The sequence below is a fragment of the Nocardioides sp. NBC_00850 genome (genome assembly GCF_045207335.1).
In the GTDB taxonomy this organism is placed as follows: Bacteria; Actinomycetota; Actinomycetes; order Propionibacteriales; family Nocardioidaceae; genus Nocardioides.
In genome coordinates this window covers 1,902,523-1,916,573 of record NZ_CP108845.1, presented here as the reverse complement: position 1 = coordinate 1,916,573, position 14,051 = coordinate 1,902,523, and the positions used below count along the sequence as shown (strand labels likewise).

15 protein-coding genes are annotated in these 14,051 nt (G+C 69.1%); 5 read left to right on the top strand and 10 right to left on the bottom strand.

Translation table 11 applies throughout. The features are described from left to right. Window positions 1-8 precede the first annotated feature (8 nt). Together OH802_RS09465 and hemQ are read right to left on the bottom strand one after the other, a co-directional pair. Entirely contained in the window at window positions 9-716 is a 708-nt protein-coding gene (locus OH802_RS09465) for a hypothetical protein (RefSeq protein ID WP_406027250.1), read from the bottom strand. Window positions 717-876: 160 nt separating this feature from the next. Further along, entirely contained in the window at window positions 877-1,596 is a 720-nt protein-coding gene (gene hemQ / locus OH802_RS09460; protein ID WP_350660553.1) for a hydrogen peroxide-dependent heme synthase, read from the bottom strand. A gap of 72 nt (window positions 1,597-1,668) precedes the next feature. Here hemQ and OH802_RS09455 point away from each other — a divergent pair, with 72 nt between their 5' ends. The 5 genes from OH802_RS09455 (at window position 1,669) to OH802_RS09435 (ending at window position 5,577) form a co-directional block, all read left to right on the top strand. After that, window positions 1,669-2,589 carry an alpha/beta hydrolase gene (locus OH802_RS09455; RefSeq protein ID WP_406027247.1) on the top strand — a complete coding sequence of 307 codons (921 nt, stop codon included), beginning with the start codon at window positions 1,669-1,671 and terminating at the stop codon, window positions 2,587-2,589. 197 nt (window positions 2,590-2,786) lie between these two features. Then, window positions 2,787-3,083, top strand: coding sequence for a flagellar protein FlgN (locus OH802_RS09450; RefSeq protein WP_406027245.1), 297 nt, complete (start codon window positions 2,787-2,789; stop codon window positions 3,081-3,083). A 16-nt stretch (window positions 3,084-3,099) separates the two neighbouring features. Continuing rightward, the gene (locus OH802_RS09445; protein ID WP_406027243.1) at window positions 3,100-4,308 is read left to right on the top strand and encodes a hypothetical protein; all 1,209 of its coding nucleotides are present in this window, start codon (window positions 3,100-3,102) and stop codon (window positions 4,306-4,308) included. Next, on the top strand, window positions 4,308-4,949 hold the full coding sequence (locus OH802_RS09440) for a hypothetical protein (RefSeq protein WP_406027241.1): 642 nt from the start codon (window positions 4,308-4,310) through the stop codon (window positions 4,947-4,949). The genes OH802_RS09445 and OH802_RS09440 overlap by 1 nt, the downstream gene beginning before the upstream one ends. Next, on the top strand, window positions 4,942-5,577 hold the full coding sequence (locus OH802_RS09435; protein WP_406027239.1) for a protein TPRXL: 636 nt from the start codon (window positions 4,942-4,944) through the stop codon (window positions 5,575-5,577). Before OH802_RS09440 ends, OH802_RS09435 begins: the two co-directional genes overlap by 8 nt. 3 nt (window positions 5,578-5,580) lie before the next feature. On the opposite strand, the gene hemG is transcribed toward OH802_RS09435, so the two are convergent. The 8 genes from hemG to OH802_RS09395 all read right to left on the bottom strand — a co-directional run bounded on the left by hemG (window position 5,581) and on the right by OH802_RS09395 (window position 13,991). Then, a complete protein-coding gene (gene hemG, locus OH802_RS09430; RefSeq protein WP_406027237.1) occupies window positions 5,581-6,885 on the bottom strand; it encodes a protoporphyrinogen oxidase in 1,305 nt (434 codons plus the stop codon). Between the two features lie 33 nt (window positions 6,886-6,918). After that, the gene (locus tag OH802_RS09425) at window positions 6,919-7,209 is read right to left on the bottom strand and encodes a ribosomal protein L7/L12 (RefSeq protein WP_406027235.1); all 291 of its coding nucleotides are present in this window, start codon (window positions 7,207-7,209) and stop codon (window positions 6,919-6,921) included. Window positions 7,210-7,246: 37 nt separating this feature from the next. Next, on the bottom strand, window positions 7,247-7,744 hold the full coding sequence (locus tag OH802_RS09420) for a flavin reductase family protein (RefSeq protein WP_406027233.1): 498 nt from the start codon (window positions 7,742-7,744) through the stop codon (window positions 7,247-7,249). Next, the gene (locus OH802_RS09415) at window positions 7,744-9,087 is read right to left on the bottom strand and encodes an MFS transporter (protein WP_406027231.1); all 1,344 of its coding nucleotides are present in this window, start codon (window positions 9,085-9,087) and stop codon (window positions 7,744-7,746) included. Before OH802_RS09415 ends, OH802_RS09420 begins: the two co-directional genes overlap by 1 nt. 8 nt (window positions 9,088-9,095) lie before the next feature. Beyond that, complete coding sequence (locus OH802_RS09410; protein WP_406027229.1) at window positions 9,096-10,244, bottom strand: LLM class flavin-dependent oxidoreductase; 1,149 nt, start codon at window positions 10,242-10,244, stop codon at window positions 9,096-9,098. 32 nt (window positions 10,245-10,276) lie between these two features. Continuing rightward, window positions 10,277-11,485, bottom strand: a complete 1,209-nt coding sequence (locus OH802_RS09405; RefSeq protein WP_406027227.1) for an SfnB family sulfur acquisition oxidoreductase — start codon at window positions 11,483-11,485, stop codon at window positions 10,277-10,279. Further along, window positions 11,482-12,588, bottom strand: coding sequence for a dimethylsulfone monooxygenase SfnG (sfnG, locus tag OH802_RS09400; protein WP_406027225.1), 1,107 nt, complete (start codon window positions 12,586-12,588; stop codon window positions 11,482-11,484). The genes OH802_RS09405 and sfnG overlap by 4 nt, the downstream gene beginning before the upstream one ends. Before the next feature lie 161 nt (window positions 12,589-12,749). Then, the gene (locus OH802_RS09395) at window positions 12,750-13,991 is read right to left on the bottom strand and encodes an acyl-CoA dehydrogenase family protein (RefSeq protein WP_406027223.1); all 1,242 of its coding nucleotides are present in this window, start codon (window positions 13,989-13,991) and stop codon (window positions 12,750-12,752) included. Window positions 13,992-14,051: the final 60 nt, after the last annotated feature.

The following is a 14,051-nucleotide window of genomic DNA, read 5'->3' as shown; positions in this document are numbered from 1 at the left end:
GCTGTCTCCTAAGAGGCGAAGAGGGGAAGGGCGGACACGTCGGCGGCGAAGGTCGCGCACAGGTCGTACTGGTCGGCGCCGCAGTCACTGAGCGCCGTGGCGATCTGCTCCATCAGGTCGTAGCTGAGCTTGGTCGACGCGGTCGCCTCTCCGTCGGTCACGATCGGAGCCTCGGCGATCGACATGGCGAGCTCGGTGATCGTTCCGGTCAGCGGCTCGATCACCATGCTCGCGACCTGGCCGATCACCTCGTCCATCGCGATGTCGGTGGCGATGTCGAGCGCCTTCTTCCGAGCGGCGATGATCGCTGCGTTGCCGAGCACGCTGAGGCCACCAGTGACCACCGCGGTCGCCGCTGCCGCCGCGATCTGCGCCGCGGTGATCGTCAGCTCTGCGATCACCTTGACCTTCAGGCCGACGATCGCATCGGCGAGCAGATCGATCCCGTTCGCGACCTCAGGCAGCGCGTCGAGCAACCCGTCCATGTTGGCCGTACGGTTCTCTGTCCATGCCCTGATCAGCGCATTCACCGACTGTGCCATGGCGCCGTCACCGAGCTCGTTGACCCGGATCTCCAGCTCGTCGAGCGTGCTACGCAGGTCCGACTCCAGTCCGCGCAGCAGCTGCGCGGCGTCGCGGACCGCATCTTCGTCGACGTTCGGCCATTCATAGCCGAGCAGGTCGAGAACGAAGTCCAACTCCCCAGGGATGGTCATCCCCACGTCTCTGCCCTCCCAAGGTCACGTGGATGTCTCAGCAGACGTGACGGGATCGGCACACGAACCCGAGCACGGCCACCGCGACGGGAAAGGCTAGTGGAGTCGTACGGGGCCGGACAGCGAATTTCCGAGACCGTTCCGACCGGTCAGGCATGCGTCAGGGAAGGCGCTCCAGGAGGTCGCCGATCTCGACGCGGGCACCGGTGTAGAACGGCACCTCCTCGCGTACGTGACGGCGGGTCTCGGAGCCGCGGAGGTGGCGCATCAGGTCGACGATGCGGGAGAGGTCGTCGGCCTCGAAGGCCAGCATCCACTCGTAGTCACCGAGGGCGAAGGACGGGACGGTGTTGGCCCGCACGTCGGGGTAGTCACGCGCCATCTGGCCGTGCTCGGCGAGCAGGCGGCGGCGCTCCTTGTCGTCGAGGAGGTACCACTCGTAGGAGCGGATGAACGGGTAGACCGCGACGTAGTCGTGGGTGCGCTCGTCGGCGAGGAACGCAGGCAGATGGCTCCGGTTGAACTCGGCGGGGCGGTGCAGCGCCATCTGCGACCAGACCGGCACGAGCCGGCCGCCGAAGGCGGTGCGGCGCAGGCGGTGGTAGGCCGACTGGAGCTTGTCGGAGGACTCCGCGTGCAGCCAGAACATCACGTCGGCGTCGGCGCGCAGGCCGGCCACGTCGTAGGTGCCACGCACCACGATGTCCTCGCCCGCGAAGGCGGCGAAGAGCTCCTCGACCTCGACCGCCTCGGCCTTGCGGTCGGCGTCGCCGAGGGTCTCCTCGAGGGAGAAGACCGACCACATCGTGTAGCGGATGGTGTCGTTGAGCTCGTTGATCTTGGCTGCGTTGGACTTGATGTCGGCCTGCGGGTCGGTCATGCCCCCTATTTTGCGCTACCGCCGGTCGCCGATCCGCGCCGGGCTCAATCCTCCGGCCTCTATGGTGTGGGCATGCTGCCGCTGCGTACCCGCATCTTCGCCTTCCTCCAGGAGCGCCTGGTCAAGACGCCGCTGAACGCCGAGGAGATGATCGCCCTGCGCGCCCAGCGCGAGGGGCTCCGCACCGGGCCGGTCACCGCGTTCCTCTTCGGCCGTCCCGCGGACGTCGAGATCAAGGAGACGTACGTCGACGGGCGCCGCTACGCGATCTACACGCCTCCTGGCGTCGGTGAGGCCGCGCCGGTCGTCATCAACTTCCACGGCGGCGGCTGGTGTCTCGGGACGCCGGAGCAGAGCGCGTGGGTCTCCTCGCACGTGGCCGCGGGGACCGGGTCGATCGTGATCGCGCCGTCCTACCGGCTGGCGCCGGAGCATCCGTTCCCAGCCGCCGTCGAGGACGCCTGGTCCGCATTGGAGTGGGTCGCGAAGAATGCGGCTGACCTGGGCGGAGACCCGTCACGGATCGCGGTGATGGGCGACAGCGCCGGCGGCAACCTGGCGGCCGTGGTCTCGCTGATGGCACGTGACGCGGGCGGTCCCACCATCGGCGCGCAGGTGCTGATCTATCCGGCGGTGGAGATGTACGAGAAGTTCCCCTCCGAGGCGGCCAACGCCAACGGGCCGGTGCTCACCTCGACGCAGATGAGCACCTTCGGCCACCTCTACATGGGCGAGCGCTACGGGGACGAGTCCTGGCAGGCCTCTCCCCTGCGTGCCGTGTCGCACGCCGACCTGCCGCCGGCCCACATCATCACGGCGCTGCACGACCCGATCCGCGACCACGGCACTCGGTATGCGGAGGTCCTCCGTGCCGCCGGAACGCCGGTCTCGCTCGTGGACTACGACACCGCGTTCCACGGGTTCATGTCGCTTCCCGGCGTCGCGCCGGCAGCTCGGGAGGCCCTCGACGGGATCGTCGCGTTCCTGCGCTGAAATCATCAGCCGTTCTCTACATTCGATTGGGAGTCTGTTAACCCTCCTCGACCGGCCGTGTTGTAACGTTCCACGTGGGTGTCCATCGCCAGGTTGTCTCGGGTTGTGCGCCACCTCGATCCCCCAATTCGCCTGCGGCTGAGAGCGCTTTCGCGTCTCCTCGGCGAGCCCTGTGCACACCGGAAAGGCGTAGTGACATGGCAGACGTCTCCGTCAAGATCGAGACCCTTGATCAGACGGTCAAGAAGCTGGATTCGATCATCGACGAGTTCGACCACGCCGTCGGCAACTCCGACGCGCTCGAAGGTGCCATCGGGAACCCGTTCCGCCGCGGCGAGCTGCGCAGCCAGGCCGACGACTTCGAACAGCGCTGGGACATGAAGCGCAAGGATCTCAAGGACGAGCTCTCCGACGTGCGAGACCACATCAAAGGCGTCGTCGAGGGATTCCAGAACTGGGACAGCGAGACGGCTCTCCTGTTCCAGCAGAAATAGACGGATGGAGTGAGTCATGGATCAGTCACCCAAGGGTCGGGAGATCCAACCCCTCACCGGCGACTCGGCGGTGATCGTCGATCGTGGGAACAAGATCGAAGAGCTCGGCGTGCAGATGTCCGAGGCGGCCGACGTCCTCGAGCAGATCGCCACCGGCGAGCTGGCCGACGGCCAGATGCAGGGGAAGGCCGTCGCTGAGCTCCAGGACAAGATCGGGTCCTCCTACGAGACGTTGCGGGAGGCCAGCGAGCTCTACACGCCCGTCGGGCCCCTGATCGCTGCGTACGGTACGAGTCTCGGGGAGCTCCAAGCCAAGATGGGACCGTTGGTCGACTCGTGCACGGACAAGTGGGCCGCCTACGAGGCGCTACCGGGAGACCGCGAGGCCGACGACGAGGAAGGCCAGGCCAAGGAGACCGCTTTCAACGAGTGGCACGACGACGCCGAGAGCTGGGATGCCCAGTACGACACCTGGGAAGACGCCTACGACCTCGCGGTCAACGGCATCGGCAACGAGATGGCCGGCAGCATCAAGGACGGCTTCTGGGAGATCTTCGGCTTCCTGATCAACATCCTCGAGGCCATCGCGATGGTCTTCATGATCGCCGGGCTCTTCCTCGGTGGCATCGTCGCCGTCATCGGATTCGCCCTCGGCGCCTTGGTGCTGATCGGCAAGATCGTCCATGCGTCAGCCGGCAAATGCGAGGTGACAGACGTGCTCTTAGCGGTTCTCGCGGTGCTCCCCTTCGGAAAGCTCGGCCAGATCGGGAAGGCTTGGACAGCGATGGGGAAGGGTGCCGCCTCCGGCGGGAAGACCGCCGGCGCGGCCGGACGAGGCTACGGAAACTTTGCTCTGAAACGAGCGGCGCCGCTGAACCCGCCTCCCGAGAACGTCACGTTCGGCGCCAAGTTCAAGACCGCACTCTCCATCTCCACCGGCTTCAGGGAGGTCCCCCGGACCAGGGCCGCTTGGATGGCCAACCCGTTCAAGCCCCCCAAGGACATTCCCGTGGGCATCATGAGCGGCTCCGACATCGCTACCGGGATGGCCATCTACGGGGGGATACGCACGGGGACCTGGGGCCAGAAGGTCGGGGCTGGCTTCGACGGGCTCAGCGGCCTGGGGAAGTGGGCAGGCGAGTGGTACGGCACCACCTCGACGAGCCAGGCGCTGAACGAGCGGCGCACCCATGACCAGCAGAGCGCACAGCCCTCGGAGGGATGATGCCGGAGACATGGCAAGCTGAGATCGCCCAACCGTCGGAGCGATGGATCTGGGTCCCGAACGCGGGCGAGTTCGACGCCGCGGATGCGGAGAGGTGGGTCGAGGACGTGCTCGCCACGCTCCGCGACACCTGGAACGGCGAGTGGACCGACGAGGTCGACCCCGACGCGCGTGCCCTGCTCGCGCACCACCTCGCCGGCGACCTCCACCCCGGGACGCTGGCCTCGATGCTCCACTGGCCGCTGCCCGCGCCCGTCGTCAGCCGGGTGCGGGTCGTGCTCGGGGGCGGCGAGCCGACCTCGCCCGAGGAGTGGCGGCAGCAGGGCTTCGACGTCGATGAGTACGCTGGGGCCGCTCTCGGTCCCGGACTGAGATGTCTCGCGTCCAGGACCGGAGAGGTCGACGGTGAGACCGTCGAGTTCCTCACCGGCATCTTCGTCTTCTCGACGCAGGAGATCAGCGTGATGGTCGTGGTCGAGGCAGGCGCACCCGAGATCTTCGGTCTCACCATCGCGGACATGCCGCTCTTCCTCGCCGAGCTCGAGGTCGAACGCCCCGATGGCACCCCGTTCTCGGCAGAGCCGATCCCCGGCATGCCGAGCGACCCGTTCGATGTATGGGAGGACTCGTCCTTTGTCTGAGGCAGCACCCGCCCCGCAGTCTTCGCTACGTGAGCTGCTCGGTGGCACCAAGGAGCCGGAGTTCGAGCTGAGGCTCCTCCCCGGCTGGGAAAGACACTCCCCGGACGAGGCAGACCGGGCCGCGATGGACGCGGCGTTGAAGAAGCGCTTCATGAGCATCAACCGGCCCGAGCTGCATGCCTCCATGCGCACGCAGCTCGATCAGGCGTACGCGCTCATGAAGCAGCAGCAGGTCAAGGCCTACTTCGCCGCCACCGCCGAGACCGACAGCCTCGCCATCATTCCCGGCGCGATCGTCGCGACGACGTTCCACGCCGACGGCGGCGGGACCCTCGACACCCACGTCGCCGCGATCATCCGTGACCACGGCGCCAAGCCGTTGTTCGGCGACAAGCGGTTCATCCGGTACGAGCGCGAGTCGACCAAGACCGCCCAGGGCGACGAGCCCGTGGTCGCGACGACCATCGTCTACATGACCCCCGTCCCCGGCTCGAAGCGACGTCGGGGGCTCCAGCTGACCGCGACGATCGCCCGACCGTTGGACATGGCCGCGACCGACGAGAAGTTCCTGGCGTGGAAGCTGGCTCTGGACGTCTGTGTCTCGACGCTGCGGTGGATGCCGGCCTGAGGTTCAGCTGATGTCCGCAGCGGCTCGGTGGGCAGAGGCGATCGTCGCGGGGATCCCGACGCCGTCGTAGGAGGCCCCGGCGAGGGCGAGTCCGGGGACACCGCGGAGTCCTTGCCGGATCCGGGCGACGCGGTCGAGGTGGCCGACGGGATACTGCGGGAGTGCGTCGGTCCAGCGCTGGACGTGCACGTCGGACGGCTTCGCGGTGATGCCGGCGATCTCGGCCAGGGCAGCCAGGGAGTCGGCGACGAGCCGGTCGTCGTCGTCCGAGGGTGGCTCGCCGTGGCGCCCGATGGAGGTACGCAGGTAGTTGCCTCGCTCCCCCACCCAGGCCCACTTGGCGAAGGAGAAGGTGGAGGCCTTGATCCCGCAGTCCTCGACGGGCGGCACGAGGAATCCGGACCTTCCGGCCAGCTCCGCGGGGAGCTCGGGGAAGGCGAAGGTGATGACGGCGACGCTCGCGGTCTCGATCCCGGAGAGCTCGCGCGCGACCGCCGGGGCGGTCGAGCGGAGCAGCTTCGCGGCCACCGGAGCGGGGGTCGCGATCACCACGGCGTCGGCTGCCTCGACGTCGCCGCCGATCTCGATCAGGAAGCCCTGCGGCGTACGGGTGACGGTGTCGACCTGGGTGTTGAGCCGGATGTCGAGGCCCCCGGCGAGGGTCGCGGGCAACCGGGACATGCCACCGTCGACCCCGGCGAAGACCGGGACCGTCGAGCTCGGGAGCGCGGCCGCGGCCTCCAGCAGCGACCCCTTCTCGGCCAGCATGAACAGCTGCGGGGCAGCCGCCTTCACCGAGATCGCACGGGCGTGACCGGCGTAGACCCCCGCGAGCAACGGCTCCGCCAGCCGGTCGGCCGTCTCGTCCCCGAAACGGGACGCGATGAAGTCACCGACCGAGATGTCCTCGTCCGTCTTCGCAGGTGGGAGCGTGGGTTCGCGGCGTACGACCTCCAGGGTCTCCTCCGAGAGCAGACCCGAGGACTCGAGCGCGGCCAGGTCGAGGGGCACGCCCATGATCGACCGCGGGATCGGCCGCAGCGCGCCGCGGGACCAGATCGACGACTTCGCGTCGGTCGGGTGGACCACGTCGAGGCCGAGATCACGTGCCAGGGATACGCCCTCCGGCCGCCGGTTGAGCATCGCCTCGGCGCCGACGTCGACCGTCTGCCCGGCGACAGACTCCCCGCGGATCTTTCCCCCGATCCGGTCGGAGGCCTCAAGCACCGTGACCCGGTGGCCCTTCAGCGACAGATCGCGGGCCGCGGTCAGTCCGGCGATCCCTGCTCCGACGACGATGACACGCACGGGAGAAGTCTCGCATCCCCCTGATCGCCTGGATCAGGTGAGCCGCTCGACCGCTACCTTGGCCTCGGCCAGCCCGGCGCCGGTCGCCTCCCGATAGACCTTGATCGCCTCGATCTTCTTGCCCGCGCGAGCCAGCGCGACGACCTCGTCCTGCCGCGGCACCGGCGGCTCCTCCACCCCAGCGTGCTTCAGCAGCAGGTCGACCTTGTCCTCGAGCCTGTTCAGCCGGCGGGTGAGTTCCGCTCGAGTTCTGCTCGCCGACGACTCGATCACGAAGTAGAGCAGGATCAGACCGACGAGGGCTACGACTCCGAAGGTATCCACAGCCGAACCCTAGTGCCGAGGCCTCGGCGGGGAGGGGTCAGCTGGCCAGCTTTCCGAAGTTGGAGCGGTGGAAGACGAGGGGCTGGCCGGCGCCGTGGTCGGCGGCGTGGAGCTGCAGGAGCACGACGACGTGGTCACCGGCCTCGACCTCGCGGTAGACGGTGCAGTCGAACTGCGCGAGGCCCTCGTCGAGAGTGAGGGCTCCGTCGAGGGACGAGCTGACCACGAGGCCGTCGAAGCGGGAGTCGACGGGGCCGGCGAGCTGGCGGCAGACCTCGCCGTGGTGCTCGGCGAGCACGGTGACGCCCAGGTGCGAGGAGCGCCGCAGGTCGGGCCACGTCTTCGAGGTCCTGGCCACGGAGAAGGAGACCAGCGGCGGGTCCAGGGACACCGAGGTGAACGACGACGCGGCCAGACCGACGGGACGGCCGTCGACCACCGCGGCGACCGCCACCACCCCGCTGGGGAAGACCCCGAATGCCTGCCGCAGCGCGGCCGGGTCGAGATCCTGATTCGTACGCAGCGGACCGGTCATCACGCCACCACCTCTCTCGCGGGCACTGCCCGCGCCTCGTCCACCGCCGTGTCCCGCAGCCTCTCGCCACGGGTCTCCGGCAGCAGCCACATGCAGGTCAGACTGATCACGGCGACCACGACGTTGTAGCCGGCCACCCACCACAGCGAGCGGTCATCGGAGAGCGCCACCAGGCCGGCCGCGATCAGCGGCGTCAGCCCGGAGGCCACCACTCCTGAGATCTGGTAGAGCGCGTTGAGCGCGGAGAACCGGTAGCGGGTGTCGAACAGCTCGCTCCAGAACGCCGCCAATGGCCCGTAGACGGTGCCGTAGACCAGCCCCAGCCCACCGACGAAGGCCGCCACCGACGGCACCACCGCACCGGACTGCACCGCGGCCGCGACCGGGAAGGCGATCACCAGCCCCAGCACGGCCCCGACCGTGTAGACCGGCCGCCGTCCGAACCGGTCGCTCAGCGCCCCGGATACGACGGTCATGACCACACCCAGCAGCGCGCCGGCCATGATCGCGTTGAGCACCACCGACCGGCTCAGGCCCGCGTCCGCCACCGCGTAGGAGAGCAGGAAGACCGAGTAGAGGTTGTAGGTGAACCCCTCCACGAACCGGGTCCCCATCCCGAGCAGCAGCGTGCGCGGCTGACGCCGGAAGAGCTCGCCGACCGGCAGCTTGGAGACCTTCTTCTCGGCCTGCACCTCTTGAAACGAAGGCGTCTCCATGATCGAGAGCCGGATCCAGGCGCCGATGGCGAGCAGCACGATCGAGATCAGGAAGCAGACCCGCCATCCCCACGCCAGGAAGGCCGCGTCGGGCAGCTGCGACGCCACCGCGAACGCCCCGGAGGCGAGCACCAGCCCGCCCGGGACACCGATGTGCGCGAAACTGCCGTAGAGCCCGCGGCGCCCGGCCGGTGCGTACTCGGTGGCCAGCAGCACCGCGCCGCCGTACTCACCTCCCACACCGATCCCCTGCAGGATCCGGAGCACCACGAGCGCGATCGGGGCGAGCACCCCGATGGAGTCGTACGTCGGGAGCAGCCCGACCAGCGAGGTGCCCACTCCCATGATCACGAGCGTCCAGATCAGCATGGTCTTGCGACCGATCCGGTCGCCGAAGTGGCCGAAGATCAGGCCTCCGACGGGGCGGGCCAGGAACCCCACGGCGAAGGTGCCGAAGGAGGCGAAGGTCGCCGCGGTGCCGCTGAGCCCGTTGAAGTAGAGCTTGTCGAAGACGAGGCCGGCGGCGGTGCCGTAGAGGAAGAAGTCGTACCACTCGATGGTGGCGCCGACCGAGGCCGCGAGTGCGACCCGCTTCGGATTGGCGGTGGCCTTGTGGGGGACAGACACGGATCCTCCTACTGGGCCGCGGCGCCGAAGGGCACCGCTGCCCCTCGGCCGGCGACAGGGGCGGGGTGGGACCACAGGCCGCGACGCGCGAGCTCGGGCAGGACGCCCTCGCCGAACCAGTAGGACTCCTCCAGGTGCGGGTAGCCGGAGAGCACGAACTCGGAGATCCCGACGGAGTGGTAGGCCTCGATCAGGTCGGCGATCTCGGTGTAGGAGCCGACCAGCGCGGTCCCGGCACCACCGCGGACCAGCCCGACGCCCGCCCACAGGTTGGGGTAGACCTCGAGCCCGTCGCGCGAGCCCTGGTTGAGCTCCAGCATCCGCCTCTGACCCTCCGAGACGCTGCGGGAGAGCCCCGCCTGGACCCGCGCGATGTCCTCGTCCGAGATGTTCTCCAGCAGCCGGTCGGCCTCGGCCCACGCGGCAGACGAGGTCTCGCGGGCGATCGAGTGCAGCCGGATCCCGAAGCGGAGCTCGCGGCCGCGGTCGGCGGCCAGCTTCTGCACCTTCGCGATCTTCTCCGCGACCGCGGCCGGCGGCTCGCCCCAGGTCAGGTAGACGTCGGCGTAGTCGGCGGCGACGTCCAGAGCGGCAGGCGAGGAGCCGCCGAAGTAGACGTCGGGCACCGGCGTCGGCCGCTGCTCGAGGCGCGCGTTCTCGACGGAGAGGTGCTTGCCGGAGAAGGTCACGGTCTCCCCCGCCCACAGCCGGCGGACGATGTGCAGGAACTCCCCGCACCGCTCGTACCGCTCGTCCTTGGCCAGGAAGTCGCCGTACATCCGCTGCTCGTGGTCCTCACCTCCGGTGACGACGTTGAGGAGCAGCCGCTGCCCGGAAAGGTTCTGGAAGGTGCCCGCCATCTGCGCGGCCAGGTAGGGCGAGACCGAGTCGGGCCGGAAGGCGACCAGGAACTTCAGCCGTTCCGAGAGGGAGCTGAGCATCGCGGTCGTCACCCAAGCGTCCTCGCACCACGCGCCTGTCGGCGTCAGCGCCGCCTCGAAACCGAGCTGCTCGGCGCTGCGGGCGATCTGGCCGAGGTAGGGCACCGTCGCCGGACGGCCCGACGCCAGCGCGCTGACGCCGTGACCGCCGCCGATCACGTGACGGCCGTCGCCGCCGTTGGTCGGGAGGAACCAGTGGAACTTGAGGGTGCTCATCGGTGCTGCCTTTCGAGTGGGATGTAGGGATGTCAGATCTGGCCGTGGCGAGGTGGCGGGGTGCCGTCGACCGCCCACCGCCCGAGGTGCTGCACCTTCCAGGCGGCCGGGTCGTGGAGGGTGTGGGTGCGCGCGTTGCGCCAGTGGCGGTCGAGGTTGGTCGATGTCAGAGCCGCCCGGGCGCCAGAGACCTCGAGCAGCCGGCTGGTGACGTCGACCGACACCTTCGCGGTCGACGCGCGGGCAGCCGCCACGGCCAGGCTCGCCTCCGCGGCCGATGCCTCGGTGAGGTCCGCGTCGGCCGCGTCCACGCGTCGCGCCGACTCGGCGAGGAGCGCCTCGGCGCTGCGTACGGCCAGCTCCATCTCGCCGAAGGCCTGGACCACCAGCGGGTCCTGTGCGGCCGTCTCGACCCCCGCGAGCGCGACGGCGTCGGCGTAGGGGCGGGACTTCGTGCGTACGAACTCGGACGCCTCGTCCAGCGCGCGCCGGGCGATCCCGGCGTCGATGGCCGCGTGCAGCAGCTGGGCGAAGGCGCCGTAGGTCGTCGGTACGTCGAAGGTGACCGCGAACGGCGTCACCCACTCCTCGGCCACGGTGACGTCGGTCAGGCGCACCGTGCCGGATCCGGTCGTACGCTGCCCGACGGCGTCCCAGTCGTCGATGATCTCGACGCCGGGAGTCTCCGTGCGGACCCAGGCCACCTGCAGCGGCCCGTCGACGTCGCGCCGCGCGAGCACGGCGAGATAGTCGGCGAAGAGCGAGCCGGTGCAGTAGAACTTGTCGCCGTTCAGCAGCCACTCCCCCTCCTCCCGGGCAGGCGTGAGGGTCGTCCGGATGTCGCGCACGTGCTTGGTGCCGAACTCCGACTGCGCGTTGGCGACCAGTGCCCCGGCCCGCACCTCGCTGTAGATCCGCTGCTGCTGCTCGCGGGTGCCGTTCAGCCGGAGCTGGTTGAGGAAGACGAAGTGGCTGTGCGGGACCTGGCCGACGTTGGGATCACCCCACGAGACCAGCCGGAACACCTCCGCCACGGTCGTGGCCGGAAGCGCCGGACCGCCGAACTCGAGGGGGACGGTGAGCGCGCCGAGCCCGGCGGCGGCGTACGCCTTGACCTGGTCGTAGGGCAGCGCCCTGACCCGGTCGCGTCCGCCGTCGCCGAGCGCGAGCTCGTCGGCCAGCCGCCGCGCCATCAGCGGCGCGGTCTCGGCGTCGAGTCGGGCGATCTCCGTCGTGCTCAAGCCACGGGCTCCAGCTGCTGCGCCTCGAGCTCGCGCACGATCGGAAGGACGCGCTGACCGAAGTACTCCACGTCCTCGAGGTAGTGCAGGAAGCCGCCGAGGATCAGGTCGGCGCCGGCCCTCTTGAGCTCGACGATCCGCTCGGCGACCTGCTCGGGCGTGCCGATCAGTCCGGTCCGGAAGCCGTCGTTGTACTGCACCAGGTCCTCGAAGCTGGAGTCCTGCCACATCCCGGTCTTGTCGCCCGTCGACTGCCCGGCCTGCTTGACCGCGGAGCCGAAGCCCTCGACGGCCTCACGGTCGGCCTTGTCGATGATCTCCCGGAGGGTGTCGCGCGCCTCCTTCTCGGTGTCGCGGGCGACGATGAAGCCGTTGATCCCGAAGCGGACCCGACGTCCCAGCGGTCCGGCGACCGCGTTGACGTCGGCGATCTGCGCGGCGAGGCCCTCGGGGGTGTTGCCGTTGGCGAAGTACCAGTCCGAGACGCGGCCGGCCATCGCCTTGGCGTCGGAGGAGTTGCCGCCCTGGAAGATCTCCGGGTGCGGCCGGCCCTCGCTGGCCAGCGGCTTCGGCTTCAGATCGAAGTCGTGCAGCCGGTAGAAGTCGCCGTTGAGCTCGGCGGCCTCACTCGTCCAGATCTCGCGGAGGTAGCGGATGAACTCCTCCGAGCGGCGGTAGCGCTCGCCGTGCTCGAGCCACGGCTCGCCGAGCTGGGTGAACTCGTCCTTGAACCAGCCGCTGACCACGTTGACGGCCGCGCGGCCGCCGGAGAGGTGGTCGGCGGTGGCCAGGAACTTGGCGAGTACGCCGGGCTGCCACAGCCCCGGGTGGACGGCGGCGATCACCTTGAGCCGCTCGGTGGCCAGCAGCAGCGCGAGGGAGAACGAGGTGGACTCGTGCTGGTAGGCCGCACCGTAGGAGGCCATGTAGCGCACCTGGGACAGGGCGTACTCGAAGCCGTTGTTCTCGGCCAGCTGCGCGAGCTTCTTGTTGTAGTCGTAGCTCCAGTCGGTGCGCTGCTCGATCTTGCTCACCACCAGGCCGCCACTGACGTTGGGCACCCAGTAGGCGAACTTCAGGGGCTCGGTTGCCGGTGAAGTCATGCTGGTCTCCTTGGATCGCGAATGTCTACTAAACTTATCTGATTAAACAGGCGACGGGACCGGATCTTCCGATGTGGACCACCGGAAGACCCGATCCCGTGATAGGTGCCGCCTATCAGGCGGCGACGGGGCGAGAGGCCCTACTGATCACCGAAGGCGGCTCACGTGTACCAGGTCGGCGCGGGGATCTCGCCGAGCAGCGCGTAGCGGCCCACCTCGGCCCGCTTGTGCGCGACCGGGTCGTGCAGCGAGTGGGTGCGGATGTTGCGCCAGAAGATGTCCAGGCCGACCTTGTTGGAGGTCGCCCGGGCGCCGGTGAGGTCGTAGACCTTGGTGCCGATCTCCAGGCCGGCGTCGATCGCGACCTGCTTGGCCGCGGCGATCACGACCGCCGCCTCGCCGCGCTCCTGCTCGGTGACCTCGTCGGCGTGCGAGTTGATGGCCTCGATCAGGCCGGCCGCGCGCTCGGCCAGCGCCTGGGCCGCCCACAGCTTCGAGCTCAGGTCGCCGTACGTCTCCTGGATGTAGAACTCCTCGCTCCCCTTCTCCTTGACGTCTCCGGCGTAGGGCCAGGCACGCGTCGTGTCGCGGGTGTACGTCGCGGCGGTCGTCAGTGCGCCCTCCGCGATCCCGAGGTAGAAGTTGGTGAAGATGAGCTGGATGATCGGCACGTTGAGCGTGTTGTAGACCCGCGGGAGGAACTCGTACGTCCCGTCCCCCTGCTTCACATAGCCGGCCGCGGACTCCCAGGGGACGCGCACGCCGTTGATCTCGACGGCGCCGGACTCGGTGAGCCTCTGGCCGAGGTTGTCCCAGTCGCCGGCGAAGACGATGGCCTCCTGCTGGGTCGGGACGATCGCGAAGACATGCTTCTCGGTGCCTTCGATGACTCCCTCGAGAACGGTCAGGTCGGAGATCCGCCCGCCGGTCGAGAACGACTTGCGGCCGGTGAAGACGAGCTCGTCGCCCTCGACCCTGATCACCAGGTCGTCGTCGCGCGGGTTGACCGCGCCGCCGAAGAAGAAGTTGTTCTCGGTGTAGAGCTGCTCGACGGCGGCGATCTGCTCCGGGGTGCCGACCAGCCGCGCCGCCCAGGCCCACAGGTAGTGGTAGCCGAGCAGCTGCCCGATCGAGCCGTCGCCCGCGGCGACCGCCCGGACCACGCGCAGCGCGGTCGTCCAGTCCTGACCGGCACCGCCGTGCTCGGCGGGGCCGAGCAGGGTGACCAGGCCGCTCTCCTTGAGCAGGTTCACCTCGTACGTCGGTACCTGGTTGGCCCGGTCGCGGGCGACCGCGTCCACGGAGAGCCTGGTGGCCACCTCGCGGGCGCGGTCGACCCAGCCCTCCGGAGTCGTGGGTGCCGCGCCGAACTCCGCGGCGTTGCGTACAGCTTCGGTTGTCATCGCGCCCTCTCAGTCTTGCGTCGTGGATGTTTCTGTCTTTAATCGACCAAGTTACTTGAG

Excerpts from the sequence above, each read along its gene's own strand:
- OH802_RS09445 (WP_406027243.1), top strand. The coding sequence starts at position 3,100 with ATGGATCAGTCACCCAAGGGTCGGGAGATCCAACCCCTCACCGGCGAC.
- OH802_RS09420 (WP_406027233.1), bottom strand. The coding sequence starts at position 7,744 with ATGACCGGTCCGCTGCGTACGAATCAGGATCTCGACCCGGCCGCGCTG.
- sfnG (WP_406027225.1), bottom strand. The coding sequence starts at position 12,588 with ATGACTTCACCGGCAACCGAGCCCCTGAAGTTCGCCTACTGGGTGCCC.
- hemQ (WP_350660553.1), bottom strand. The coding sequence starts at position 1,596 with ATGACCGACCCGCAGGCCGACATCAAGTCCAACGCAGCCAAGATCAAC.
- OH802_RS09395 (WP_406027223.1), bottom strand. The coding sequence starts at position 13,991 with ATGACAACCGAAGCTGTACGCAACGCCGCGGAGTTCGGCGCGGCACCC.
- OH802_RS09455 (WP_406027247.1), top strand. The coding sequence starts at position 1,669 with ATGCTGCCGCTGCGTACCCGCATCTTCGCCTTCCTCCAGGAGCGCCTG.
- OH802_RS09440 (WP_406027241.1), top strand. The coding sequence starts at position 4,308 with ATGCCGGAGACATGGCAAGCTGAGATCGCCCAACCGTCGGAGCGATGG.
- OH802_RS09410 (WP_406027229.1), bottom strand. The coding sequence starts at position 10,244 with ATGAGCACCCTCAAGTTCCACTGGTTCCTCCCGACCAACGGCGGCGAC.
- OH802_RS09450 (WP_406027245.1), top strand. The coding sequence starts at position 2,787 with ATGGCAGACGTCTCCGTCAAGATCGAGACCCTTGATCAGACGGTCAAG.
- OH802_RS09465 (WP_406027250.1), bottom strand. The coding sequence starts at position 716 with ATGACCATCCCTGGGGAGTTGGACTTCGTTCTCGACCTGCTCGGCTAT.